Annotated in this window: 24 protein-coding genes; 14 read left to right on the plus strand and 10 right to left on the minus strand. The window is 69.6% G+C overall.

Annotated elements, in window-relative coordinates:
* The first annotated feature begins 7 nt into the window (after positions 1–7).
* Entirely contained in the window at positions 8–712 is a 705-nt protein-coding gene (locus MWU52_RS13840; RefSeq protein WP_246953218.1) for an NYN domain-containing protein, read from the plus strand.
* A gap of 18 nt (positions 713–730) precedes the next feature.
* Here MWU52_RS13840 and MWU52_RS13845 read toward each other — a convergent pair whose 3' ends face one another.
* From MWU52_RS13845 to MWU52_RS13860, 4 genes are read right to left on the minus strand one after another with little or no spacing between them, the layout of a single operon-like run.
* Positions 731–1,183 (minus strand): MarR family transcriptional regulator, encoded by a 453-nt coding sequence (locus tag MWU52_RS13845; protein WP_246953219.1) that lies wholly within the window; start codon positions 1,181–1,183, stop codon positions 731–733.
* Positions 1,180–2,031, minus strand: a complete 852-nt coding sequence (locus tag MWU52_RS13850) for a carbon-nitrogen hydrolase family protein (protein WP_246953221.1) — start codon at positions 2,029–2,031, stop codon at positions 1,180–1,182. Before MWU52_RS13850 ends, MWU52_RS13845 begins: the two co-directional genes overlap by 4 nt.
* The gene (grxC, locus tag MWU52_RS13855; RefSeq protein WP_246953223.1) at positions 2,031–2,288 is read right to left on the minus strand and encodes a glutaredoxin 3; all 258 of its coding nucleotides are present in this window, start codon (positions 2,286–2,288) and stop codon (positions 2,031–2,033) included. The genes MWU52_RS13850 and grxC overlap by 1 nt, the downstream gene beginning before the upstream one ends.
* A 42-nt stretch (positions 2,289–2,330) precedes the next feature.
* A complete protein-coding gene (locus MWU52_RS13860) occupies positions 2,331–3,062 on the minus strand; it encodes a ComF family protein (RefSeq protein WP_246953225.1) in 732 nt (243 codons plus the stop codon).
* A gap of 16 nt (positions 3,063–3,078) precedes the next feature.
* On the opposite strand from MWU52_RS13860, the gene MWU52_RS13865 reads away from it, so the two are divergent.
* On the plus strand, positions 3,079–3,891 hold the full coding sequence (locus tag MWU52_RS13865) for a methyltransferase domain-containing protein (protein WP_246953227.1): 813 nt from the start codon (positions 3,079–3,081) through the stop codon (positions 3,889–3,891).
* Positions 3,892–3,896: 5 nt separating this feature from the next.
* The gene (gene hemH / locus MWU52_RS13870) at positions 3,897–4,940 is read left to right on the plus strand and encodes a ferrochelatase (protein WP_246953229.1); all 1,044 of its coding nucleotides are present in this window, start codon (positions 3,897–3,899) and stop codon (positions 4,938–4,940) included.
* 15 nt (positions 4,941–4,955) lie between these two features.
* Here the strand turns inward: hemH and MWU52_RS18035 are convergent, their stop codons facing one another.
* The 4 genes from MWU52_RS18035 to MWU52_RS13885 form a co-directional block, all read right to left on the minus strand.
* Entirely contained in the window at positions 4,956–5,084 is a 129-nt protein-coding gene (locus tag MWU52_RS18035; RefSeq protein ID WP_281494132.1) for a hypothetical protein, read from the minus strand.
* A 107-nt stretch (positions 5,085–5,191) separates the two neighbouring features.
* The gene (mutT, locus tag MWU52_RS13875) at positions 5,192–5,590 is read right to left on the minus strand and encodes an 8-oxo-dGTP diphosphatase MutT (RefSeq protein ID WP_348645523.1); all 399 of its coding nucleotides are present in this window, start codon (positions 5,588–5,590) and stop codon (positions 5,192–5,194) included.
* Positions 5,587–6,894: a bifunctional glutamate N-acetyltransferase/amino-acid acetyltransferase ArgJ gene (argJ, locus tag MWU52_RS13880; RefSeq protein ID WP_246953231.1), complete on the minus strand. Its 1,308-nt coding sequence runs from the start codon at positions 6,892–6,894 to the stop codon at positions 5,587–5,589. The genes mutT and argJ overlap by 4 nt, the downstream gene beginning before the upstream one ends.
* 3 nt (positions 6,895–6,897) lie before the next feature.
* Positions 6,898–7,728: a peptidylprolyl isomerase gene (locus MWU52_RS13885; protein ID WP_246953233.1), complete on the minus strand. Its 831-nt coding sequence runs from the start codon at positions 7,726–7,728 to the stop codon at positions 6,898–6,900.
* Positions 7,729–7,913: 185 nt separating this feature from the next.
* Between MWU52_RS13885 and secA the strand changes: the two genes are divergently transcribed.
* Positions 7,914–10,691 carry a preprotein translocase subunit SecA gene (secA, locus tag MWU52_RS13890; RefSeq protein ID WP_246953234.1) on the plus strand — a complete coding sequence of 926 codons (2,778 nt, stop codon included), beginning with the start codon at positions 7,914–7,916 and terminating at the stop codon, positions 10,689–10,691.
* A 211-nt stretch (positions 10,692–10,902) separates the two neighbouring features.
* A complete protein-coding gene (locus MWU52_RS13895) occupies positions 10,903–11,970 on the plus strand; it encodes a hypothetical protein (protein ID WP_246953236.1) in 1,068 nt (355 codons plus the stop codon).
* A 72-nt stretch (positions 11,971–12,042) separates the two neighbouring features.
* Here the strand turns inward: MWU52_RS13895 and leuC are convergent, their stop codons facing one another.
* Positions 12,043–13,449 (minus strand): 3-isopropylmalate dehydratase large subunit, encoded by a 1,407-nt coding sequence (leuC, locus tag MWU52_RS13900; RefSeq protein WP_246953238.1) that lies wholly within the window; start codon positions 13,447–13,449, stop codon positions 12,043–12,045.
* A 258-nt stretch (positions 13,450–13,707) separates the two neighbouring features.
* On the opposite strand from leuC, the gene MWU52_RS13905 reads away from it, so the two are divergent.
* The 9 genes from MWU52_RS13905 to MWU52_RS13945 all read left to right on the plus strand — a co-directional run bounded on the left by MWU52_RS13905 (position 13,708) and on the right by MWU52_RS13945 (position 22,457).
* Positions 13,708–15,048, plus strand: coding sequence for a mechanosensitive ion channel domain-containing protein (locus MWU52_RS13905; protein WP_246953239.1), 1,341 nt, complete (start codon positions 13,708–13,710; stop codon positions 15,046–15,048).
* Positions 15,035–16,381: an amidase gene (locus tag MWU52_RS13910; RefSeq protein ID WP_246953241.1), complete on the plus strand. Its 1,347-nt coding sequence runs from the start codon at positions 15,035–15,037 to the stop codon at positions 16,379–16,381. Before MWU52_RS13905 ends, MWU52_RS13910 begins: the two co-directional genes overlap by 14 nt.
* A 22-nt stretch (positions 16,382–16,403) precedes the next feature.
* Complete coding sequence (gene rsfS, locus MWU52_RS13915; RefSeq protein ID WP_246953244.1) at positions 16,404–16,901, plus strand: ribosome silencing factor; 498 nt, start codon at positions 16,404–16,406, stop codon at positions 16,899–16,901.
* 1 nt (position 16,902) lies between these two features.
* A complete protein-coding gene (rlmH, locus tag MWU52_RS13920; protein WP_246953246.1) occupies positions 16,903–17,367 on the plus strand; it encodes a 23S rRNA (pseudouridine(1915)-N(3))-methyltransferase RlmH in 465 nt (154 codons plus the stop codon).
* 40 nt (positions 17,368–17,407) lie between these two features.
* Complete coding sequence (gene gpmI, locus MWU52_RS13925; protein ID WP_246953248.1) at positions 17,408–18,919, plus strand: 2,3-bisphosphoglycerate-independent phosphoglycerate mutase; 1,512 nt, start codon at positions 17,408–17,410, stop codon at positions 18,917–18,919.
* Complete coding sequence (locus MWU52_RS13930) at positions 18,919–20,013, plus strand: peptidoglycan DD-metalloendopeptidase family protein (RefSeq protein WP_246953249.1); 1,095 nt, start codon at positions 18,919–18,921, stop codon at positions 20,011–20,013. Before gpmI ends, MWU52_RS13930 begins: the two co-directional genes overlap by 1 nt.
* A 9-nt stretch (positions 20,014–20,022) precedes the next feature.
* A complete protein-coding gene (locus MWU52_RS13935) occupies positions 20,023–21,360 on the plus strand; it encodes a S41 family peptidase (RefSeq protein ID WP_246953252.1) in 1,338 nt (445 codons plus the stop codon).
* A gap of 34 nt (positions 21,361–21,394) precedes the next feature.
* The gene (locus MWU52_RS13940) at positions 21,395–21,883 is read left to right on the plus strand and encodes an RNA pyrophosphohydrolase (protein ID WP_246953254.1); all 489 of its coding nucleotides are present in this window, start codon (positions 21,395–21,397) and stop codon (positions 21,881–21,883) included.
* Positions 21,884–21,974: 91 nt separating this feature from the next.
* On the plus strand, positions 21,975–22,457 hold the full coding sequence (locus MWU52_RS13945) for a hypothetical protein (RefSeq protein WP_246953256.1): 483 nt from the start codon (positions 21,975–21,977) through the stop codon (positions 22,455–22,457).
* Between the two features lie 10 nt (positions 22,458–22,467).
* On the opposite strand, the gene ggt is transcribed toward MWU52_RS13945, so the two are convergent.
* The gene (ggt, locus tag MWU52_RS13950; RefSeq protein ID WP_246953257.1) at positions 22,468–24,210 is read right to left on the minus strand and encodes a gamma-glutamyltransferase; all 1,743 of its coding nucleotides are present in this window, start codon (positions 24,208–24,210) and stop codon (positions 22,468–22,470) included.
* Positions 24,211–24,250: the final 40 nt, after the last annotated feature.

Here is a 24,250-nt window from a genome sequence, read left to right on the forward strand (position 1 = left end):
GCGGGTCATGCCGCAACGCGATCGCCCCCTCCTCGCCGTCCTGATCGACGCCGACAACATCCCCGCCAAGTATGCCGAGGCCATCCTCAAGGAAATCACCGGCCTGGGCGAGCCCGCGCTGCGCCGGGTCTATGGCGACTGGTCCGGCGGGCATCTGCGGAACTGGGCCGACAAGGTGCTGGAGCTGGGCCTCGTCGCGCATCAGGAGACGGCGAACACCAAGGGCAAGAACGCCAGCGACATCGGCCTGGTGATCGACGCGATGGACATCCTGCATTCGGGTCGGTTCGACGGGTTCGTGCTGGTGTCGTCCGACAGCGACTTCACCCGTCTCGCCAGCCGCATCCGCGAGGAGGGGCTGGAGGTCGTCGGCATCGGCGAGGGCAAGGCGCCCGAAAGCCTGCGCAACGTCTGCAACCGGTTCATCATGATCGAGAACCTGACCGACGACGTCCCGACCGCCCGCAAGGACGGCCCGACCAAGCGCAAGCCGATGGACGCGCTGCCGCTGATCCTGCGCGCGATGGAGCGGATGGACCAGGATGACGACTGGTACGCCATGGGCGCGCTCGGCAGCCAGATCATGGCCGAAGTGCCCGATTTCGATACGCGCACCTACGGTAAGCGCAAACTCTCGGACCTGGTGGGCGAGATCAAGCGGCTGGAGACGCGGATGGAAGGCACGCAGCTGATGGTGCGCCGCCGTGACTGACGGCATGGATCGGTCCGGCTAGGTCTCGTCCTCGCGGGTGCCGAAGGTCTGGCGCATGACCCGCAGGACGGGGATCGCGGCACGCGTCCGAGCCTCGCCGATCTCGCGGACGGCTTCGGACATGATGGGCAAGATCGCGGCCAGCGCGGATTCGCGTGCGGCCAAGCCCGCGCGGCTGATGGCGACGCGCTTGCGCCGCGCATCGTCCCAGTCGGGGCGCACGTGGACGTGTCCCGCCCATTCCAGGCGCGCCAGCGTGTTCGTCATCGCCCCCCGCGTCAGGTGGAAGATGCGGGCCAACTCGGCCGGGCTCCGCTCCTCGCGGTGTTGGGCGAGATAGTTGAGGACGATGAAATGCGACAGCGCCATCCCTTTCGGGAGGGCGCGGCTGAGACGGGCCCGGACGAGCTGATCGGCGGTCAGCATCTCGGAGAAGAGCGCGACGGCGAGCTTGTCGGCGTCGTCGCTCATGGTCCGTCCCAGGGACGGTCGGCGCCCAGCGAGGGGATCCGGGCCCGCGCCGCCGCGACCTCCTGCGGGTCTATCGCCAACACGTGCGCGCCCGGCTCGGTGCCCGCGTCCAGCAGCACCTCGCCCCAAGGCGCCACCACGAGCGAATGCCCGTAGGTGCGCCGCGGCGCCGTGCCGGGCCCTGCGTCCGCGGGCGTTGCGGCGGCATGATCCCCCGTCTGCGCGGGCGCCAGGACGAAACACCCCGTCTCGATCGCGCGGGCGCGCAGCAATGGATGCCAATGCGCCGCCCCGGTGACGGTCGAGAAAGCCGACGGCACGGTCAGGAAGTCGGCCCCCGCCTGCGCCAGGCGGCGGTAGAGCGCGGGAAAGCGCAGGTCGTAACAGATCGTCATGCCCACCCGGCCCCAGGGCGTCTGCGTCAGCACCGCGCGGCTTCCGGGACGATAACCGGCGGATTCGCGATAGGTCTCGGTCTCGCTGACGGCCACGTCGAACATGTGGATCTTGTCATAGCGCGCCACGACGCGGCCGGCGGGGTCGATCAGGAAGGACCGGTTCGCGAAACGCCCGTCGGCGTCGGCGGTGCGCAAGGCCAGGCTGCCGATCAGGATCCAGACGCCCAGACGGGCGGCGTCCGCGCAAAGCGCGGCCAGCGTCGGATCGTCGGCTTCGGGCCGCAGGACGGCGCGCTGATGGGCGCGGTCGCCGGACACGCAGTTCGTCACCTCCGGCGTCAGCACGAACTCGGCGCCGTCCGCCGCCGCCTCGGACAGGAGCGCGCGGGTCGCCGTCAGGTTCGCGTCCGGGTCGTCGGTCGACGACAGCTGCAGCAGGCCGACCCGCATCAGCCTTGCAAAAGCGCGTCGAGCTTGCCCGCGTTCTCGAGCGCGAACAGGTCGTCGCAGCCGCCCACATGGGTGTCGCCCACGAAGATCTGGGGCGTGGTCCGCGCGCCGTTCGCCCGCTGGATCATCTCGGCGCGCTTGCCCGGCTGACGGGCGGTGTCGATCTCGGTCACCTGCGCGCCCTTGGTCGCCAGCAGGCGCAGGGCCGCGGTGCAGAACCCGCAGAGCGGCTGGGTGTAGACATCGACGGGTTTCATCGGCGGATCTCCGGGCGGGCGGTCGCCTCCGACATATTGCGCCTAGCGATCCTTCGCAACGCGCGCGAGGATCAGGGCCGTGATCCGGGCCGCCCCGCCGGCGCGCAGGACGTCGGCGCAGGCGGCCAGCGTGGCGCCCGAGGTCATCACGTCGTCGACCAGCGCGACATCGCGACCCGCGACCGACACGCGGCCCGACAGCGAAATCGCGCCGGCCACGTTGGCGAACCGGTCGGCCACGCCGCGGTGGTCCTGGCTGGGTGTGCGGCGGTGGCGGGTCAGCGTGAGCGGCGCGAACGTGCCTCCGGCCTCGCGCGCGATCTGTTGCGCCAGCAGCGCGGCCTGGTTGTAGCGCCGCGCGAGAAGCCGCCAGCGGTGGATCGGTACCGGCACGAACATCGTCTCGGGCGTCACGATGTCGCGGGCGCGGCGATGCATCCAGCGCCCGGCGCCGCGCGCCAGTTCCGTCCGGTCGCCATGCTTGAGCGCCAGGACCAGCCGCCGCCCCGTCCCCGCGTAGGCCAGCGTCGCGCGCGCCTCGTCCCAGGGCCGCGCAAAGACAAGGCAATCGTCGCAGCGCGCGGGCCCGTCATCCTGCCCGGGCAGGGCGATCCCGCAGCCGGTGCAGCAGGCGCCGGACAGGAACGGCGTGTCGGCCCAACAGGTCGGGCACAGCCCGCCCTCGGCCTCGACCCGGGCGTCGCACATCATGCAGGTGGTCGGGTAGAGCGCCCGGCGCAGCGTCCCGCCGGCCCTTTGCAACACCGTGTCCATGGCCTAGATCCCCCGCATGTCGCAACCGCCCCTGACCGACCGGTCCGCCCTTGCCCTGCACCGCGCCCGCGCCGACGGAAGCGCATGGTTCCTGCACGAGGCGGCGATGGGCGAGGTGCAGGAAAGACTGAAAGACGTTAACAGAACCTTTAGACGTCCCGCCCTGGTGACGGCGCATCCGGAACTGTGGCGCGACGTCGTGCCCGGCGCGCGGATCGTGCCCGACGGCGAGACGCTGCCGCTGGCGCCCGATGCGCATGACCTCATCGTGCACGCGATGTGCCTGCACTGGTCCGACGACCCCGTGGGCCAGCTGATCCAGTGCCGCCGCGCCCTGGTCGAGGATGGCGCGCTGATCGTCGCACTGCCGGGCGGAGAGACGCTGCACGAGTTGCGCGCGGCCCTCGGCCAGGCGGAGGTCGAGCTGACGGGGGGGCTGAGCCCGCGTGTCCTGCCCATGGCCGACACGCGCGATCTGGGCGGGCTGCTGCAACGCGCGGGCCTGGCCCTGCCGGTGGCCGACGTCACCAACCTGGCGGTGCGTTATCGCGACCTCGCCCATCTGGCGCGGGACCTTCGCGCGATGGGCGAGACCAACGCGCTGGCTGCGCGGCATCGCCGCACGCCGCCGCGCGATCTGTTCGACCGCGCCGACCGTATCTACCGTGCTGCCTTCCCTTCGGGCGACGGCATATCGGCGACGTTCCAGACGATCTTCCTGAACGGATGGGCCCCGTCGGAAACGCAACCGAAACCCCTGCGGCCGGGATCGGCGCAGGCCCGGCTGGCGGATGCGCTGGGCGTGACCGAACTGGACGGTGAGCGATGAACAGGATGGACAAGCTGCCCCTGGCGGACGCACCGGCGGATCATCCGCCCGTCCGGATGGGCAAGGTCGGGCTGCTGCTGGCCAACCTGGGCACGCCTGACGGGACGTCCTATTGGCCGATGCGGCGCTACCTGAACGAATTCCTGAGCGATCGCCGCGTGATCGATTATTCGCCGTTCCTGTGGCAGCCGCTCCTGCAGGGCGTGATCCTGTCGACGCGGCCGTCGAAATCCGGCAAGGCCTATGCCTCCATCTGGAACAACGACGCGGACGAGAGCCCGCTGGCCACGATCACCAAGGCGCAGACGGCCGCAATGGCCGAACGGATGCAGGCGCGGTTCGGGGACCGGGTGATGGTCGACTACGCCATGCGCTACGGCAAGCCGTCGACGATCGCCAAGGTGGCCGAGATGCAGGCGGCGGGGTGCGAGCGGATCGTGTTCTTCCCGCTCTATCCGCAATATGCCGGCGCGACCGCGGCGACGGCGAACGACCAGTTCTTTCGCGGGCTGATGAAGCTGAAATGGCAGCCGGCCAGCCGCACGGTCGCCCCCTATTTCGCGGACCCCCGCTATATCGACGCGCTGGCCGCCTCGGTCGAGCGGGCCTACGCCTTGGCCGAGACGCCGCCCGAGATGCTGGTCTGCTCCTATCATGGGCTGCCGCGACGGTACCTGACGGAGGGCGACCCCTATCACTGCCAGTGCCAGAAGACGACGCGGCTGCTGCGCGAGCGTCTGGGCTGGGACGAGGACCGGATCGTGACGACCTTCCAGTCGAGGTTCGGCCCGGAGGAGTGGCTCAAGCCCTACACCGTCGAGGAGGTGGCGCGGCTGGCCGAGGCGGGACGTCGCAACATCGCCGTTATCGCGCCGGCCTTCAGCGCCGATTGCATCGAGACGCTGGAAGAGATCAACGAGGAGATCCGCGAGAGCTTCGAGGACGCCGGCGGCGCGCGTTTCACCTACATCCCGTGCCTGAACGACGACGCGGCGCATATGGACGCGCTGGCCGAGATCGCGGCCGAGAACATGGCGGGGTGGCTCTAGGCCGCGCCCGGAGTCTCAGCCCGAGATCGGGCGCCCGGTGAAGGTCTGGGTGCCGACCCGGACCTGGCAGAGACCGTCGCGCAGCATCTGCACGAAGGTTCCCTGGATCGAGAGATGATTGCCGATGACGATTGTCTTGAGCATGCCGGAATCTCCGATGCGCTGTGTCTGCGTCCGGATTCTATGGACCGATCGCGGCATTGGAAGACACAAATTGCTCAACCTTGCGTCACTGTTGCCAATCTGAAGCGCTAGAGCCAGTCCCGCAGGATCGGGATAAGCGGCAGATCCGCCGGCGGCATCGGATAGTCGCGCAGCCGTGCGGGCCGGACCCAGGCCAGTTCCTGCCCCTCGCGCGAGCGGGGCTGCCCCTCCCACTTGCGGCAGGCGAAGAGCGGCATCAGCAGGTGGAACCGCGGATAGGCATGCGAAGCGAAGGTCAGCGGCGCGAGGCAGCTATCCCAGGTCTCGATGCCCAGCTCCTCCCGCAGCTCCCTGACAAGGGCGACCTCGGGCGTCTCGCCCGGTTCGACCTTGCCGCCGGGGAATTCCCACAGACCGGCAAGTTCCTTGCCCTCGGGACGCCGCGCCAGAAGGACGCGGCCGTCGCGATCTATGAGCGCGGCCGCCGAGACGAGAACCGTCGTCACGAACGGTAGTCGGCGTTGATCTCGACGTAGCGGGCGGTCAGGTCGCAGGTCCACATCTTGTCCGCGGCCTGCCCCATGCCCAGATCCACCGCCAGGGTGATCCGGTCGCGGGTCATGTAGGCGGCGCCCGCCTCCTCGGTATAGCCCTCGGCGATGCGGCCGTTCTCGGCGACGGTGATCTCGCCGAACCGGATCGTCAGGCGATCGCGATCGGCGCGCGCGCCCGATTTGCCGACGGCCATCACCACGCGGCCCCAGTTCGGATCCTCGCCCGCGACGGCCGTCTTCACCAGCGGGGAGTTGGCGATGGCCCGCGCCGCCCGTCGTGCGTCGAGCGTGTTGGCGGCGCCGGTGACCTGCACTTCGACCAGCTTGGTCGCGCCCTCGCCATCCATGACGAGTTGCAGGGCCAGGTCGTGCAGCACCTCGTGCAGCGCGGCCTTGAACGCCTTTCCGGCCGTGGTGCGCGCGGACGTGATCTCGGGCCCCGCCCGACGCGTCGCCGCCGCGATCACCGTATCCGAGGTGGAGGTGTCGCCGTCGACCGTCACCGCGTTGAAGGTGCGCTTCGTCAGATCCGACAGCATCGTCTGCAACGGCCGGTCGCCGATCCGGGCATCGGTGAAGACGTAGCCCAGCATCGTCGCCATGTCCGGCGCGATCATACCCGAGCCCTTGGCGATCCCGGCGATGGTGACGGTCTCGCCGTCGATCTCGACACTCCGCGTCGCGCCCTTGGGAAAGGTGTCGGTGGTCATGATGGCACGCGCGGCCTTGGCCATCCGTTCGGCCGAAAGCTTGGTGGCGAGCTTGTCCAGAACCGCCGTGATCCGGTCATGCGCCAGAGGCTGGCCGATAACCCCGGTCGAGGAGGTCAGGACGCGCGAAGGCGCGAGGCCCAGCGCCTGTCCCACCCCCTTGCAGATCGCGGCCACCGCGGTTTCGCCATCGGCCCCGGTGAACGCGTTCGCGTTGCCGGAATTCACCAGGATCGCCCAGCCGCCCGACGCCGTGCGCCGCGAAAGCTTGGCCTGGCAATCCAGCACCGCGGCGGATCGGGTGGCCGAACTGGTGAACACGCCCGCGATGGCGCTGCCCGCGGCGATTTCGGCCAGCATGACGTCGGCGCGATCGCGCTGCTTGATGCCGGCCTTGGCGGTCGCGAAACGCACCCCGTCGATGGGAGGAAGATCGGAAAAGGCGGGTGCCAGCGGCGACACCGCCGGCCCCGCGGGCGCGGAGAGCTGCGCCTCCAATTCCGCGATGCGCGTCTTCAGCGCCTTCTTCTTTCCCCCCTTCCCCATGGCTCAGTTCTCCAGAAGCGCGTCGTCGCGGACCACCGCGGGGTCGATCTCCGCCGCGCTGCGGGTGATCTCGGCGCTGTCGGTCAGGCGCGCGATCTCGGCTTCGACCGCCTCGTTCTGGACCTCCGCCTCGAGTTCCGCGCGCACCTCGGACATCTCGGGGGCGCCCTTCTCGCGGGTCTCGTTCAGCTTGATGACGTGCCAGCCGAACTGCGTCTCGACCGGGGCGCTGATCGTGCCGGGTTCCATGGTGGCCACGGCCTCCTCGAATGCGGGGACCATCATGCCCTTGCCGAACCAGCCCAGCATGCCGCCATTGGGACCCGAAGGGCCGGTGGACGCCTCGCGCGCGACCTCGGCGAAATCCTCGCCGGCCTCGATCCGGGCGACGATCTCCTGCGCGGCCTCCTCGGTCTCGACCAGGATGTGGCTCGCGTTGAACTCGGTCTGCGGCTCGGCATCGGCATAGGCCTCGTCATAGGCGGCCTGGACCGCAGCCTCGTCCACCGCGCCGGCGGCGATCTCCTCCAGCGCGCGGCCGGCGAGGTAGGCACGGCGCTCGTTCTCCAGCCAGATCTCGTCGGCCGGACCGGGTTCGGCCACGTCGGTCAGGACCTGCTGCTGGATCAGCTGATCCAGCATGCCTTGGAAAAGCACATCGTCGGGAAGCTGCTGATACTGGGCGGGCAACCGGCCGCGCAGCGCGATCAGGTGACCCAGCGTGATGTCCGTGCCGTTCACCGTCGCCAGCACGGTCGAGGCATCCTGCGCCTGGGCCTGGAGCGGCAGGCAAAGGGCGAGTGTTGCGGCGGCCGAAGTCAGAATGTGTCGCATTGGGGGGTCCTTTCAGGCCCGGCGGGGCCAAACGTTGCAGGTGTCCGGGGCGCCTTCGTTGACACCCGTGGGGGCGGGTCTTAAGTGCGGCCAAGGCTTTTTTTACCGCGCCCCCGCCCCGGAAAATCCCCTTTGAGATATGGGGACTTCTCACAGTCGGCAAGGGTGCGAGGATTGGGACGGACATGCTGGGACTTGGTGCTATCGCGAAGAAAGTGTTCGGCACGCCGAACGACCGCAAGGTCAAGGCCACGCTGAAGATCGTCGAACGGATCAACGCGCTCGAGCCGGAGTTCGAGGCGCTGACCGACGAGGGCATCAAGGAGCGGACCGAGGCCCTGGCCACACGCGCGCGGGGCGGCGAGAAGCTCGACGATCTCCTCCCCGAAGCCTTCGCGAACTGCCGCGAGGCGGCGCGCCGCGCCCTGGGCCTGCGCGCCTTCGACGTGCAGTTGCTGGGCGGGATCTTCCTGCATCAGGGCAACATCTCCGAGATGAAGACGGGCGAGGGCAAGACCCTGGTCGCCACCTTCCCGGCCTATCTGAACGCGCTGTCGGGCAAGGGCGTGCATGTCGTCACCGTCAACGACTACCTCGCGCGCCGCGACGCGGACTGGATGGCCAAGGTCTACAACGCGCTGGGCCTGACCGTCGGCGTCGTCGTGCCGCAGCAGCCCGAGGAGGAGAAGCGCGCCGCCTACCGCGCCGACATCACCTACGCGACGAACAACGAGCTGGGCTTCGATTACCTGCGCGACAACATGCGCGCCTCGAAGGAAGAGATGGCGCAGCGCGGTCACAACTACGCCATCGTGGACGAGGTCGATTCGATCCTGATCGACGAGGCGCGGACGCCGCTGATCATCTCGGGCCCGTCCGAGGATCGCAGCGACCTCTATACCCGCGTCGACCAGTTGATCCCCGAGATCCAGGACGAGCATTTCACCCTCGACGAGAAGCAGCGCAGCGTGACCTTCACCGACGAGGGCAACGAGTGGCTGGAGACGCGGCTGTCGGTCGCGGGCATCCTGCCCGAGGGGCAGTCGCTCTACGACCCGGAGAGCACGACGATCGTCCACCACGTTAATCAGGGCCTGCGCGCGCACAAGCTGTTCCAGAAGGACCAGAACTACATCGTGCGCAATGACGAGGTCGTGCTGATCGACGAGTTCACGGGTCGCATGATGGCCGGCCGCCGCCTGTCCGACGGTCTGCACCAGGCGATCGAGGCCAAGGAGGGCGTGTCGATCCAGCCCGAAAACGTCACCCTGGCCAGCGTGACCTTCCAGAACTACTTTCGCCTCTATGCGAAACTTTCCGGCATGACCGGCACCGCGGCGACCGAGGCCGAGGAGTTCATGTCGATCTACGGGCTGGGCGTGGTCGAGGTTCCGACCAACCGCCCCATCGCGCGCGCCGACGAGCATGACGCCGTCTATCGCACCGCTGCCGAGAAATACGCCGCCATCGTCGACGAGATCCGTGGCGCGCACGAGCGGGGGCAACCCGTCCTGGTCGGCACCACCTCGATCGAGAAATCCGAAATGCTGTCGGACCTGCTGACCAAGGAGGGGCTGACGCACAACGTGCTGAACGCCCGCCAGCACGAGCAGGAGGCGCAGATCGTCGCCGATGCCGGCAAGTTCGGCGCGATCACCATCGCCACCAACATGGCCGGGCGCGGCACCGACATCCAGTTGGGCGGCAATGTCGAGATGAAGGTGCTGGAGGCTTTGGCCGCGGACCCCGAGGCCGACCCGGACACCGCCCGCAGCCGCATCGAGGCCGAACATGCCGACGAGAAGCAGCGCGTGCTGGAGGCCGGCGGCCTGTTCGTGCTGGCGACCGAGCGGCACGAGAGCCGCCGGATCGACAACCAGCTGCGCGGTCGGTCGGGGCGGCAGGGCGATCCGGGGCGGTCGGCCTTCTTCCTGTCGCTGGACGACGACCTGATGCGCATCTTCGGGTCCGAACGGCTGGAGAAGGTCCTGTCGAGCTTGGGCATGAAGGAAGGCGAGGCGATCGTGCACCCCTGGGTGAATAAGTCGCTGGAGCGCGCGCAGGCCAAGGTCGAGGGGCGCAATTTCGACATCCGCAAGCAGCTGCTGAAATTCGACGACGTCATGAACGACCAGCGCAAAGCTGTGTTCGAGCAGCGCCTGGAGATCATGGAGGCCGAGGATATCGGCGAGATCGCCCAGGACATGCGCCATCAGGTCGTCGACGACCTGGTCGACGAATACATGCCGCCCAAGACCTATTCCGACCAGTGGGACGGGCAGGGCCTCTATGTCGCGGCGATCGAGACGCTGGGCGTCGACGTCCCGATCATGGAATGGACCGAGGAGGACGGCGTCGACCAGGAGGTCATCCGCGAACGGCTCTACGCGGCGACGGACAAGCTGATGGAGGAGAAGGTCGAGGTCTTCGGCACCGACCAGATGCGCCAGATCGAGAAGCAGTTCCTGCTGCAGACCATCGACGCCAAGTGGCGCGAACATCTGCTGACGTTGGAGCATCTGCGTTCGGTCGTGGGCTTCCGGGGCTATGCGCAGCGCGATCCGCTGAACGAATACAAGACCGAAGGATTCCAGCTGTTCGAGAACATGCTGGACAGCCTGCGCGTGGAAGTGACGCGCAAGCTGGCGAAGGTCCGGCCGCTCTCGGACGAGGAGCGGAAAGCGATGATGGACCGGCTGATCGCGCAGCAGCGCGGCGCGGGCGCCACCCCCGAGGGCACGCCCAGTCGGCCCGAGCCCGCCACGGCTGGTGCCGCGCCGCAGGCACCCGGCGGTGAGGCTGCGCGACAGGCGGCCCCCGCGGCCGCCATCCCCGCCGCCGTGGCCGCGGCCGCACCGGGTTTCGTCGAGGGGGACCCGACCACCTGGGGCAACCCCGGCCGCAACGACCCGTGCCCGTGCGGGTCGGGCAAGAAGTTCAAGCATTGCCACGGCGCCTACTAGGCCCGAGCGCGAATTTCGACACAGATTCAAGCGGTTGCGACGACCCCGGTCCGACCGCGTGCCGATTTCGGATGGCGTCGGTGGCTTAGGGGCGGTGGCTGGTTCGACACAACTCGCACGATGCGTCGCGGATTCGGGCCGGAGTCTCCCAAGAATCGCCCGAATCGTGGGGCACGGTCCCGGAAACGCTTTGTTTCCCCGAGGATAGGCGATGACCCAGGAAGAATTCGACGCGCTCGAAGACGACGCGCCGCCCGCCGCCGCGCCGTCGCGTGGCCGCGCGCTTCTGACCTCCGCGCGCACGGCGCTCGGCGCGCAGCCGCCGGCGCGGCTTGCGTCCGTCGGCGCCGCGGTCGTCCTCGGCGGGGCCCTGCTCTATCTTCTGATCCCGCGCAGCTACGAGCCGACGCTGGCCTATTCGCCGGACCTGCCCACGCTGCCGGCCGTACCGACCCTTTCGGGTGACCCGGTCCAGATGGCGGGGCCGGCGCCCCGATCCGTCACGCCCGACGGTCGCCCGGCCGTCGCGCTGCCGCTTGGCGGGGCGGAGCCGGTGGCGCCGGTGCTGGACGATGCCATCGACGCATCCTACGGCAACCCGGTCCGCGTGGCCGAATGCGCCCTGACCGTCGACGCGGTGCCGCTCGCCGGCGCGCTCGTCGCGCTCGACATCGGCGCACCCTGCGACGGTGCGTCCCGGTTGGACGTGATCCACGACGACTTGCGTTTCACGGTCTCGCTGGATGCGTCCGGTGTGGCGCAGATCACGCTGCCCGCCCTGTCCGACCCTGCCGCCATCGCGGTCGAGGTCGCGGGCGGGGATCGTGCGGATGTCACCGCTCCGGTCATCGGTCTGAGCGACCACACACGCGCCGTCCTGCAATGGCAGGGCACGGCCGGGCTGGAGCTGCATGCTTTCGAGGACGCGGCCGGTTATGGCGACCCCGGACATATCGGGCCCGAGACGCCCTTCACCGTGGCGCGCACCCTGACCGGGACGGGGGGACACCTCGTGCGCCTGGGCGAAGCGATATCTGCGGGGGCCGCGATGGCCTGGGTCTATACCGCCCCGGCCGCGCAACCTGTCCGCCTGAGCGTCGAGGCACCCGTCCTGGCCGAGAATTGCGGCCGCCCCGTCGAGGCCAGGACGATCCGCACGATGCCGGGCACGTCGGCCCGCACCACCACGCTCGGCTTCACGATGCCGGGATGCGAGGATATCGGCCATTTCGTCATGCTGGGCGACATCGCCCCGAACGTGGCCCTCGCCGCGAACTAGGCCGGACATCGACGCAAGCGGAAAGGGGCGGCCCGTCGGACCGCCCCTTCATCCTGCGTCCCGGCATCGGATCTACATCATCTCGCGCACATCGGTCAGGCGGCCCGTCACGGCCGCCGCGGCGGCCATCGCCGGCGACATAAGGTGCGTGCGTCCGCCGCGGCCCTGCCGGCCCTCGAAGTTGCGGTTCGACGTGGCCGCGCAACGTTCGCCCGGGGACAGCTGATCGGGGTTCATGGCCAGGCACATCGAGCAGCCCGCCAGGCGCCATTCGAAACCGGCGTCGATGAAGATGTCGGCCAGCCCTTCCTCCTCGGCCTGCGCGCGGACGAGGCCCGAGCCGGGCACCACCATGGCCCGCATGCCGTCCTTGATCCGTTTGCCCTTCAGGATCGCGGCGGCGGCGCGCAGATCCTCGATCCGGCCATTGGTGCAGGAGCCGATGAACACCGTGTCGATGGGAACCTCGCTCAGCGGCGTGCCCGGCGTCAGACCCATGTAGTCGAGCGACCGCTTCGCCGCGTCGACCTTGCCGCCCTCGAAATCGCCGGGGGCCGGCACGGAAGCGGTGATCGGCAGCACATCCTCGGGCGAGGTGCCCCAGGTGACGACGGGGGCGATGTCCTCGCCCGCGATGGTCACCACCTTGTCCCAATGCGCGTCTTCATCGGATTTCAACGTCTTCCACCAGGTCAACGCGGCCTCCCACTGGGCGCCCTTGGGCGCGTGGGGCCGACCCATGCAGTACTTATACGTCTTCTCGTCCGGCGCGATCAGGCCGGCCCGCGCACCGCCCTCGATAGCCATGTTGCAGACCGTCATCCGGCCTTCCATCGACAGGTCGCGGATCGCCTCGCCCATGTATTCGATGACATAGCCGGTGCCGCCGGCCGTGCCGGTCTTGCCAATCACCGACAGGGTGATGTCCTTGGCGGTGACGCCCGGGCGCAGCTTGCCCGTAATCTCCACCTTCATGTTCTTGGACTTCTTCTGGATCAGGGTCTGCGTGGCCAGCACATGCTCCACCTCGGACGTCCCGATCCCGTGGGCGAGCGCCCCGAAGGCGCCATGGGTCGCGGTGTGGCTGTCGCCGCAGACGACTGTCATGCCGGGCAGGGTCCATCCCTGTTCGGGCCCGACGATGTGCACGATGCCCTGCCGGACGTCCGAGACGGGGTAGTAGTGGATGCCGAAGTCGTGCGCGTTCCGGTCCAAGGCCTCGACCTGGATGCGGCTGTCCTCGGTCATGGTGGCGGCGTTCGCGCGGTCCAGCGTGGTGGGCACGTTGTGATCGGGCACGGCGATCGTCTTGTCGGGCGCATGCACGGCGCGACCCGCCATGCGCAGCCCCTCGAAGGCTTGCGGGCTGGTGACCTCGTGCACCAGGTGGCGGTCGATATAGAGAAGGCAGGTGCCGTCCTCGGCCTCGTGGGCCAGGTGGGCGTCCCAGATCTTGTCGTAGAGCGTCTTGCCGGTCATCGCTTGGATCCCTTGGCGGATGGGTCTCGGGTTTGGTCGGATCGGGTCGGGGGCGGATCGCGCCTCAGCCCCCCGCGCAATCGCCATGCGCGCGGCCGAAGAACCGCCACGGCAGGAAGGCGTGATCGCCCAGATCGTGCATTCGTCTCATGGTCCCGCTGGATAGACCCCTTGCCCGCGCGAGGCAACGGGACATCCCGCCCCGCCCGGTACGGGCGCGATTGATATTGGCGCGTCCCATCCCCCATAGATGGAGGCATGGAAGACGACATCCTCGAGACGATCCCCCTGAAGGACGAGATCCTGCGCATCGTGACGCAGGGCGCGGGCTTCGTCGGCGAGTTGCTGCAACCGGGGTGGAAGCTCTGGCAGGTGCTGATCATCCTGGGGCTGGTGCTGCTGGCCTGGGTTCTGCGCCGCTGGGCAGGCGAGCGGATGACGCGCTGGATGCGGACGCAGACCGGGCGGCCGAAATGGCAGCTTCGCTGGCTCGTGATCGTGCGCAACCGGCTGGGCCTGGTGATCTTCGCGGCCCTCGCCTGGGGCGCGTTCACGATCATGCGCGAGGTGACATGGCCGTCGCGTTCCTACCTGATCGGGCTGGCGGCGACGATCGGCACCGCCTGGATGGTCGTCAGCTTCGTCGCCCGGCTGGTGCGCAACCCGTTCCTGCGCAAGATCGTGGCCTGGGGGCTGTGGATCTATGTCACGGTCTTCTATCTGGGCATTCTCGACGAAACGACGCGTGTCCTCGACGACCTGGCGATCGAGTTCGGCGATTTCCGGATCTCGCTTCTCGGCATCATCACCGCGCTCGTCGTCATCGGCATCCTCTTCGCGGTGGCCCGCTTCCTCGCGCAGACCACGTCGAGCCGGATCTCGAAGAACGAGGATATCAGCCCGTCCATGCGGGTGCTGGTCGTAAAGCTGCTGCAGATCGTCCTCTATGCCGGGGCGTTCTTCCTCGGGCTGAAGGCCGTAGGGTTCGACCTGACCGGGCTTGCGGTCCTGTCCGGCGCCATCGGCGTGGGCATCGGCTTCGGCCTGCAGAAGGTCGTGTCGAACCTCGTGTCGGGCGTCATCATCCTGCTCGACAAGTCGATCAAGCCCGGCGACGTCATCACCATCGGCGACACGTTCGGCTGGGTCGACGCGCTCACGGCGCGCTACGTGTCGATCACGACGCGCGACGGCCGGGAATACCTCGTCCCGAACGAGGACCTGATCACCGGCCTGGTGGTGAACTGGTCGCATTCCAACGCGCTCGTCCGGCTCGACATCTATTTCGGCACGGCCTACGGCGACGACCCCCACCTGGTCCGCAAGGTCGCCATCGGCGCGGCGGCCTCGACCGAGCGGGTCCTGTCGTCCAAGCGTCCGGTCTGTCACATCGTCGGCTTCGGGGATTCGTCGGTCGACTACATCCTGCGGTTCTGGATCACCGACCCGACGGATGGCCTGACCAACATCCGCGGCAACGTTTATCTCGCGCTTTGGGACGCGTTCAAGGAACACGACATCTCGATCCCCTTCCCGCAGCGCGAGGTGCGCATCCACCCGGACGCGGACACCGACGGCGCCGCCCGTGCGCTGGACTGACCGCGACGCCCTCGCGCAGCTCTCCGCCATGCGCGGCGGTCGCCTGCGCGCGCCCGACCTGATGGCCGACACGCTGGACCGGATCGCCGCGTCCGATCTGCGCGCCATCGTGTCACTGCGCCCCCGCGACGATCTGCTGGCCGAGGCGGCCGATCCGCGCCCCGGCCCCCTGAGTGGGCTGCCGATGGCGATCAAGGACCTGGCCGACACGGCCGGGCTGCGCACCACCTATGGGCACCCGGCCTTCGCCGATCACGTCCCCGAGGTCGACGCCCCGATGGTCGCGCGCCTGAAGGCGGCAGGGGCCATCGTCATCGGCAAGACGAACACCCCCGAATTCGGACTGGGCTCGCACAGCTACAACCCCGTGCACGGCACGACGGTGAACCCGTGGAACCCGTCGCGCAGCGCCGGCGGCTCCTCGGGTGGGGCGGGGGCGGCGCTGGCCGCCCGGCTCGTGGCGCTGGCCGACGGGTCGGACATGATGGGCTCGCTGCGCAACCCGGCCGCCTGGAACAACGTCTTCGGTCTGCGGCCCAGCTTCGGCCTGGTGCCGGCCGCGCCGCAGGGCGACCCGGCGCTGCACCAGCTCGCCACGGACGGGCCGATGGCGCGCACGCCCGACGATCTGGAACTGCTGCTGTCGGTGATGGCGGCGCCTGACGCCCGCGTGCCGGGGTCGTCGGGCCCCTACCGCGCCACGCCGGCCAAATCGCTGCGGATCGGCTGGGCGGGGGACTGGGGCGGAGCCTATCCCTGCGAGGCGGGGATCCTGGACCTGTGCCAGGACGCCCTGGATGGCCTGGCCGAGCCGATGGCGCCACCCTTCCCAGCCGAGGAAATCTGGACCGCCTGGACGACGTTGCGCAGCTTCGCCATCGCCGAGAAACTGCGCCCGCATTGGTCGGACGCCTTCGCCGCAAGGTCGGAGCCGAAACTGGTCTGGGAGGTGGAGCGCGGCCTAGCCCTGAAGCTGGAGGAAGTAACCCGCGCCAGCGGCATCCGCGCCGCGTGGTTCCGCCGGATGGCCACACTCGACATCGACGTGATCGCGCTGCCGGCGGCCCAGTGCTTTCCGTTCGACGCGGCGCTGGACTGGCCCCAACAGGTGGCCGGGCGGTCGATGGACACCTACCACCGGTGGATGGAGGTGGTCGTGCCCGCCGCGCTGGCCGGGCTGCCCGCGATCTGCGTGCCGGTCGGGTTCCGGGACGGGCTCCCGATGGGCGTGCAGCTGATCGGGCGGCGCGGGGCCGATGGCGATCTGATCGCGCTGGCCCGCCGGATGCACGCCGCAGCCCCCTGGGCGGATCGCCGGCCCGACATCGATTGACCCCGGGGGCGGGCGTCCCCACATGACCGGGACGCATTGCCCGGTCACCGACCCGGTGCTAGCCTGTTTTCATGCCGGGCCACCCGCGCCCACCATACCGGAGGATCGGACACTGCCTGCCGAAACCCAATTGCCCACCGACCGGGCCCAACGGCCCACCGGGGACACCCGGGCCAGCGACGAGACGCTGGCGCTTATCCTGACATCGCTGGACGAGGAGAAGGCCGAGGAGATCGTGCAGATCGACCTGCGCGGCAAGTCCACGGTCGCCGATCACATGGTCGTCTGCTCGGGTCGGTCCACGCGCCAGGTCACGGCGCTGGCCGAAAAGCTGACCGAACGGCTCAAGTCCCGTCTGGGCCGCACCGCGCGCACCGAAGGCAAGGGGCAGGGCGACTGGGTCCTGCTGGATGCGGGCGATGTCATCGTGCACATCTTCCGCCCCGAGGTCCGCGAGTTCTACCAGCTCGAGAAGATGTGGCAGGACCCCGCCGCCGATCAGCCCGCCCGCCCCGCCTGAGGTGAGGCTGCAGCTGATCGCGGTCGGGCGCCTGCGCAAGGGCCCCGAGAAGGCCCTCGTCGACGACTACCTGGACCGCTTCGCCCGAACCGGACGCGGCGTCGGCCTGCCCCCCGTCGCGTTGGTCGAGATCGAGGCCAAGGGCGCCGGCATGGCTGCCGAGGCCGAGGCGATCGAACGGGCGGTGGCGCCGGGCGCCGTCGTCGCGATCCTCGACGAGCGCGGGCGGCAGGCGACGTCGCCCGAATTCGCCGCGCAGTTGGGACGCTGGCGCGACGACGCGCGCGACGTGGCCTTCGTGATCGGCGGGGCCGACGGCCTCGACGCGGGCCTGCGTGGCCGGGCCGATGCCGCCTTCGCCTTCGGCACGATGGTCTGGCCGCACATGCTGATCCGGGCCATGCTGGCCGAACAGCTTTACCGCGCGGCGTCGATCCTGTCGGGGTCCCCCTACCATCGGACCTGATCGCGGCCTAGAACGACCCCGAGCGATCCGGAGATCACCCATGCAGAAGAAACCCGTCATCCTTTGCATTCTCGACGGTTGGGGTCTGTCGGACCGGCCCGAGCAATCGGCGCCCGACCGGGCCGAGACGCCCCATTTCGACCGGCTGATGGCGACCCGCCCGAATGCCACGCTGACCACGTTCGGCCCCGCCGTGGGCCTGCCCGAGGGGCAGATGGGCAATTCCGAGGTCGGTCACATGAATATCGGCGCGGGCCGCGTCGTGCGCATGGATCTGGGCCAGATCAACCACGCCATCGAGACCGGCAGCTTCGCCGCCGAGGCCGCGCTGACATCCTGGGTGCACACGCTCCGCCAGTCCGGGGGGACGGCGCATCTGATCGGCGTGATTTCGGATGGTGGCGTTCACGGCCATATCGACCACGTCCTTGCCGCCTGTCGTGCCGTGACCGCTGAAGGCGTGAAGGTGGCGCTGCATGCGATTGCCGACGGGCGCGACGTGGCGCCGCGATCGGCCGAGGATTTCTTCGAACGCCTGACGTCGGATCTGCCCGAGGGGGTGACGGTGGCCACGCTCTCGGGGCGCTATTTCGCCATGGACCGCGACAATCGCTGGGACCGGGTCGCACGCGCCTGGGCCGCGATGGTCTGGGGCGAGGGGGAACATGCGGCGGACAGCGCCGCCGCCCTCGCTGCCGCGCGGGACCGCGACGAGAGCGACGAGTTCATTCAGCCTACCGTGCTGGGCGATTACGAGGGCATGCGGGGCGGTGACGGCGTCTTCTGCCTGAACTTCCGCGCCGATCGCGCGCGCGAGATCCTGGCCGCGCTGGCCGATCCCGAATTCGACGGGTTCGAGACCCGCGACCGCCCCGAGCTGCACATGCTGGGCATGGTCGACTATTCCGAGCGGCACGACGCCTACATGACGACGGTGTTTCCCAAGCAGACCGTCCCGAACACGCTGGGCCACTGGGTCGCCGAAAAGGGCCTGCGCCAGTTCCACCTGGCCGAGACCGAGAAGTACCCCCACGTGACCTTCTTCCTGAACGGCGGGAAGGAGTCGCCCGAGAAGGGCGAGGACCGCCACATGCCGCCGTCACCCGACGTCGCCACCTACGACCTGCAGCCCGAGATGTCGTCGGTCGAGGTGACCGATCACTTCGTCGCCGCGATCGGGGAGGGCTACGACCTGATCGTCGTGAACTACGCCAACCCCGACATGGTGGGTCATACCGGCGACCTGGAGGCGGCGACGCGCGCCTGCGAGGCGGTGGACCGGGGCCTGGGTCGCGTGCTGGAGGCGCTGGAGGGGACCGACGGCGCGATGATCGTCTGCGCCGACCACGGCAATTGCGAGACGATGATCGACCCCGAGACCGGCAAGCCGCACACCGCGCACACGCTGAACCCCGTCCCGGTGATCCTGTGGGGCGGGCCGGACGGCGCCCGGCTGCGCGACGGCAAGCTGGGCGATCTGGCGCCGACGCTGCTGCAGCTGATGGCGCTCGATGCGCCCGAAGAGATGACCGGCGAAAGCCTGATCGCCTGATGCTCCGCGCCGTCCTCGTGCTCCTCTGCCTGGGCTGGCCGGTTTCGGCGCAAACGGCGGCGGACCAGGCGCGCGCGGCCGCGGACGAGCTGGCCCGCGCGGCCGCCGCGCTCGATCATGCGCGGGGCGCGCGCGACCGGGTCGCCGCGCTGACGGCTGTCATCACCGCCTATGAACGGGGGCTGGCATCCCTGCGCGACGGGTTGCGGCAGGTTGCGATCCGGGAGCGCGCGCTCGCCGCCGACCTGGGCGCGCGGGAGACCGAGATCGCGCGCCTCGTGGCGGTCCTGTCGTCGATGGAACGGGCCCCGGCGCCGCTTCTGCTGCTGCATCCCTCCGGCCCGCTGGGAACCGCGCGTTCGTCGATGATGCTGAGCGGGATCGCGCCCGCGCTTCAGGCCCGTGCCGATGCGCTCCGGTCGGACCTCGAGACGCTGCGGGAGTTGCGGATGCTTGAGCGGTCCGCCGCCGCGGACCTGGAGGCGGGGCTGGCCGGCGTGCAGGACGCGCGCGTGGCCCTCTCCGAGGCGATCGCCGAGCGCGACGATCTGCCCCCCCGTCTGGCCGGGGACGAGGAACGGATCGACGCGCTGCTGGCCCGGGTCGACACGCTCGCGGCCTTTGCCGACGGGCTGGGCACGCTGTCGCAATCCGCGGACGCGCCGCTGGACCTGCCGTTTCCGCGCCCGGCCGAAGGCGTCGCCCTGCGCCGCGCGGGCGAGGCCGATGCCGCCGGCATCGCGCGGCCGGGCATCGTGCTGGCGACGGCGCCCGCCGCGCTGGTCACCGCTCCGGTCACGGGAACGGTCCGCTATGCCGGTCCGCTTCTCGATTACGGGAACGTGATCATCCTGGAGCCGCGACCGGAGCTGTTGCTGGTTTTCGCCGGGCTGGCCGAGGTCTACGCTCGCCACGCGGAGATCGTGGACCGGGGCGCACCCCTGGGCCTGATGGGCGGTGGCCCGCCACGGCGTGACGATTTCCGGCGCGACGCGGTCCGGGACGGTGGCGCTTCGCGGCCCGAGACGCTTTATATCGAAGTCAGACAGGGCGGCAGGCCCGTGAATCCGGCGGAGTATTTCGCCACCGAGTAGGGGAACGAGATGAAGAAGTTCGCGATGGCCGCCGGGTGCGGAATCCTGGCCGGTATCCTGGCCACAACGCAGGTCGCAGGTCCGCTGCTGGCGCAGGAAGCCGAGAAGGCGACGGTGTACGAACAGCTCGACCTGTTCGGCATCGTCTTCGAGCGCATCCGCAACCAGTATGTCGAAGACGTGGACGAGGGCGAACTGATCGAGGCCGCGATCAACGGCATGCTCACCTCGCTCGATCCGCATTCCTCCTATCTGCCGCCCCGCGATTTCGAGGACATGCAGGAGGACACGCGCGGCGAGTTCGGCGGTCTGGGCATCGAGGTCACGCAGGAGGAGGGCTACGTCAAGGTCATCACGCCCATCGACGGCACGCCCGCCTTCGAGGCAGGCGTGGAGGCCGGCGACTATATCACCGGCGTCGACGGCGAGAGCATCCTGGGCTTCACCTTGGAGGAGGCGGTCGACCTGATGCGCGGCCCGGTGGGCAGCGACATTCTGATCACCATCGTGCGCGACGGGCTGGAGGAGCCGATCGACATCTCGATCACGCGCGACATCATCAAGCTGACCGCGGCGCATGTCCGCAAGGTCGGCGAGAGCGTCGTGATCCGGGCGTCGACCTTCAACGACCAGACCATCCCGAACGTCATGGACGGGCTTGAGGACACGCTCGAGGAGATGGGCGGGCTGGAAAGCGTCAACGGCGTCGTGCTCGACCTGCGCAACAATCCCGGCGGCCTGCTGACGGCGGGCGTCGGACTGGCCGACGCGTTCCTGGAGCAGGGCGAGATCGTCTCGACCCGGTCGCGGCAATCCGAGGGTGGCGACCGCTTCAACGCCAAGCCCGGCGACGTGGTCGAGGGGCTGCCGATGGTGGTGCTGATCAACGGCGGCTCGGCCAGCGCATCCGAGATCGTGGCGGGCGCGCTGCAGGACCATCGCCGCGCGGTCGTCGTCGGCACCAAGAGCTTCGGCAAGGGATCGGTCCAGACCATCATGCCGGTGCAGGGCGACGGGGCGATCCGTTTGACCACGGCGCGCTACTACACGCCATCGGGCCGGTCGATCCAGGCGCTCGGCGTGTCGCCGGACATCGTCGTCCAGCAGCCGCCCCGCGATCCCGAGGCCGAGGAGGAGGAGACCGAAGAGACGAACGGCCGCTCGCGCCGCTCCGAATCCTCGCTGCGCGGGGCGATCACCAATGACAGCCTGACCGAGGACGAGCAGGAGCAGATCCGCAAGGAGCAGGAGGCCGCCGAAGAGGCCGCGGAGCTGCGCGACGAGGATTACCAGCTGGCCTATGCGATCGACATCCTGAAGGGCCTGACCGCGATCGAGGTCGAGTGAGGCGGTGCCGCGAACCGCGCGCCGACCTCCGGTCATGACACCGGAGCAGATCGCGGGGCTTCCCTACAGGCCCTGCGCCGGCGTCTGCCTGACCAACCCGCAGGGGCGGATCTGGGTGGGCGAACGCATCGACCGCCCGGCGGGCGCCCCGGTCGCCTGGCAGATGCCGCAGGGCGGGATCGACCCGGGCGAGACGCCGGAGGCCGCGGCCCTGCGCGAACTGCGCGAGGAAACCGGTCTCGCGGCCGGGGCCGTCCGGATCGTGGATCGTCTGGACACGCCCGTGGCCTACGACCTGCCGCCGGAACTGGTGCCGACATTGTGGAAAGGGCGGTTCCGGGGGCAGGAACAGCACTGGTTCCGCATGCATTACGACGGGCCGGATTCGGCGGTCGACCTGGACGCCCACGAGCGGGAGTTCTCACGCTGGGCCTGGATGGATCCGGCCGACGTCGTGCAGGCCATCGTTCCGTTCAAGCGTGACCTCTACGAACGGGTCCTTCGGGCGTTCGGCCTTCTGTGACGGCGGCGATCCGCGGGTGGATGCGGGCCGTTATTGCCTGTCCGACCCGCCTGCGCGCAGCCTTCGCGCAATCGGATACCGGAGCCCGCCCATGACACGCACGATCCTCGCCGTTCTGCTTTCGACCGCGCTCGCGTCGCCCGCCGCCGCGCTGTCCTGCCTGCGCCCGAGCGTTCAGGCGTCGTACCAGGCGGCGGACGCCGCCGAGGCGCAATATGTCCTTTCCGTCGGACGCCTGCAGCTGCTGCCGGGCGAGACGATCCCGGACACGACGGGAACCGACCCGAACGACCGGCAGGGCTACACCGTCCGCACGCGGTTCGACGGCAAGCTGGCCGATGCGGGCGGCTTCGGCACCGACGCGGCATTCCCGGTGACGGTCGAGGTCGAATGCGCCGGCGCCTGGTGCGGCGGCGTGCCGCTGGACCGCGTGCTGTTGTTCCTGGAGCGCAGGGGCGAGGAGAACGTGCTGGTCCAGGGGCCCTGTCCCCGCTTCGCCCTGAGCGCCACGCCGGAGGTCGTCGCGGGCGCGGCGGCTTGCCTGAAGGGCGAGGATTGCACCCCGCCCTCGTGACGGGCAGGCTTCATTCGCCGATGGCCACCCCTTCGCGGCGCGGGTCGGCCCCGCCGGTCAGCGTCTCGCCCACCGCGATGATGTGCAGGCCCGAGGTCAAGTCGCGCACATTCGTCTCGAACCCCATCTCGGTCAGTGGTTCGGCCAGGGCTTCGGCCGCGGTTCCGGCCTCCAGGTCGTAGGTGCCGAAGCGGTTGACCAGGTGCGGCATCGCGACCGCTTCCTGCACGTCCATGCCCCAGTCCACATGCGCGATGATCGTCTTGGCGACGTAGCCGATGATCCGGCTGCCCCCGGGCGAGCCAACGACCAGCACCGGCGCGCCGTCCCGCATCACGATCGTCGGCGACATCGAGGAGCGGGGACGCTTGCGCGGCTCCACCCGGTTGGCGATCGGACGGCCCTCGTCATGCGTCGAGAAGGAGAAGTCGGTCAGCTCGTTGTTCAGGAGGAACCCGCCCGGCGCCATCACCCGGCTGCCGAAACCGTTCTCGATCGTGGTGGTCATCGACAGCGCGTTGCCGTCGGCATCGACGATCGAGATGTGCGAGGTCGAGGGCATCGAGGGCGTCCAGCCGTCGCCCCAGTCCGGGATCATGTCCAGCGCCGCGTGGTCCCAGGGCGGCGTTCCGGCGCTGACCTCGGGCAGGGCATCGTCGCCGTCGAGCAGGGTCGCGCGTTCGGACAGGTAGGCCGGATCGAGCAGGTTCGGCATCGGGACGAAGTCGCTGTCGGCCATGTAGCGGCCCCGGTCGGCGAAGGCGAGGCGCGAGGCGTCGCCGATCAGGCGCCAGGCCTCGGGCGAATCGGGGCCGAGGGCGGCGAGGTCGTGCGGCTCCACCAGGGCGAGGATCTGCCCCACGGTCAGTGCGCCGGAGGAGGGCGGGCCCATTCCACAGACCTCCGCGCCGCGATAGGGCGCGCAGACGGCGGGGCGTTCGGCGATTTCGTAGGCAGCAAGATCCTGCGTCGACAGAAGGCCGGGCTGCGACGCGCCGCGGATGGCGGCGACGATCCCCTCGGCGATTTCGCCTGCGTAGAAGGCATCGGTCCCCTCCTGCGCGATGGCGCGCAGCGTGGCGGCATAGGCCGGGTTCGTCAGCGTGTCGCCTTCAGCCAGCGGGGTGCCACCGGGCAGGAAATAGGCCGCCGTCGCGGGCTGCGTCGACAGCTTCTCGGCATCGTCCGCGACCAGCGTGGCCAAGCGCGGCGAGACGGCGAACCCGTCCTCGGCATGGGCGATGGCCGCGTCGAACAGCCCGCTCCAACTCGCGCGGCCCCAGCGGCGATGCGCCTCCTCCATCAGCATGGGCGTGCCTGGTGTGCCGACGGACAGGCCGCCGACCACCGCGTCGAAGAAGCCCATCGTCTCGCCATCGGTCTGGAACAGCGTCGGCGTGGCGGCGGCGGGTGCCGTCTCGCGCCCGTCAAGCGTGGTCAACTCGCCGGTTTCGGCGTCGTACCAGACCAGGAAGGCGCCGCCGCCCAGGCCCGAGGATTGCGGCTCCACCAGGCCCAGCACGGCCTGCACCGCGACCATGGCATCGGCCGCGCTGCCGCCTTCACGCAGGACGTCGGCCCCGGCCTCGGCGGCCAGCGGGTTCGCGGCGGCGACCATCCAGTCTTGAGCCTCGACCGGGGCGGCGGCCTCGGGCGAGAGGCCGGACGCGGCCTCGGGCGCGACGGCGTCGGCGGCGGTCTGGGCATGGGCGGGCAGGGCAAGCAGCAGCGATAGGCTGAGGGCTGTGCGCATGGTCTCTCTCCTGTCTGGACGTCCGGGACAGGATGAACCG

The sequence above is a fragment of the Jannaschia sp. S6380 genome, assembly GCF_023015695.1.
GTDB lineage: Bacteria > Pseudomonadota > Alphaproteobacteria > Rhodobacterales > Rhodobacteraceae > Jannaschia.

Coding starts and splice junctions, on each gene's coding strand:
- MWU52_RS13840 (WP_246953218.1), top strand. CDS start 8: ATGCCGCAACGCGATCGCCCCCTCCTCGCCGTCCTGATCGACGCCGAC.
- MWU52_RS13845 (WP_246953219.1), bottom strand. CDS start 1,183: ATGAGCGACGACGCCGACAAGCTCGCCGTCGCGCTCTTCTCCGAGATG.
- MWU52_RS13850 (WP_246953221.1), bottom strand. CDS start 2,031: ATGCGGGTCGGCCTGCTGCAGCTGTCGTCGACCGACGACCCGGACGCG.
- grxC (WP_246953223.1), bottom strand. CDS start 2,288: ATGAAACCCGTCGATGTCTACACCCAGCCGCTCTGCGGGTTCTGCACC.
- MWU52_RS13860 (WP_246953225.1), bottom strand. CDS start 3,062: ATGGACACGGTGTTGCAAAGGGCCGGCGGGACGCTGCGCCGGGCGCTC.
- MWU52_RS13865 (WP_246953227.1), top strand. CDS start 3,079: ATGTCGCAACCGCCCCTGACCGACCGGTCCGCCCTTGCCCTGCACCGC.
- hemH (WP_246953229.1), top strand. CDS start 3,897: ATGGACAAGCTGCCCCTGGCGGACGCACCGGCGGATCATCCGCCCGTC.
- MWU52_RS18035 (WP_281494132.1), bottom strand. CDS start 5,084: ATGCTCAAGACAATCGTCATCGGCAATCATCTCTCGATCCAGGGAACC.
- argJ (WP_246953231.1), bottom strand. CDS start 6,894: ATGGGGAAGGGGGGAAAGAAGAAGGCGCTGAAGACGCGCATCGCGGAA.
- MWU52_RS13885 (WP_246953233.1), bottom strand. CDS start 7,728: ATGCGACACATTCTGACTTCGGCCGCCGCAACACTCGCCCTTTGCCTG.
- secA (WP_246953234.1), top strand. CDS start 7,914: ATGCTGGGACTTGGTGCTATCGCGAAGAAAGTGTTCGGCACGCCGAAC.
- MWU52_RS13895 (WP_246953236.1), top strand. CDS start 10,903: ATGACCCAGGAAGAATTCGACGCGCTCGAAGACGACGCGCCGCCCGCC.
- leuC (WP_246953238.1), bottom strand. CDS start 13,449: ATGACCGGCAAGACGCTCTACGACAAGATCTGGGACGCCCACCTGGCC.
- MWU52_RS13905 (WP_246953239.1), top strand. CDS start 13,708: ATGGAAGACGACATCCTCGAGACGATCCCCCTGAAGGACGAGATCCTG.
- rsfS (WP_246953244.1), top strand. CDS start 16,404: ATGACCGGGACGCATTGCCCGGTCACCGACCCGGTGCTAGCCTGTTTT.
- gpmI (WP_246953248.1), top strand. CDS start 17,408: ATGCAGAAGAAACCCGTCATCCTTTGCATTCTCGACGGTTGGGGTCTG.
- MWU52_RS13930 (WP_246953249.1), top strand. CDS start 18,919: ATGCTCCGCGCCGTCCTCGTGCTCCTCTGCCTGGGCTGGCCGGTTTCG.
- MWU52_RS13935 (WP_246953252.1), top strand. CDS start 20,023: ATGAAGAAGTTCGCGATGGCCGCCGGGTGCGGAATCCTGGCCGGTATC.
- MWU52_RS13940 (WP_246953254.1), top strand. CDS start 21,395: ATGACACCGGAGCAGATCGCGGGGCTTCCCTACAGGCCCTGCGCCGGC.
- MWU52_RS13945 (WP_246953256.1), top strand. CDS start 21,975: ATGACACGCACGATCCTCGCCGTTCTGCTTTCGACCGCGCTCGCGTCG.
- ggt (WP_246953257.1), bottom strand. CDS start 24,210: ATGCGCACAGCCCTCAGCCTATCGCTGCTGCTTGCCCTGCCCGCCCAT.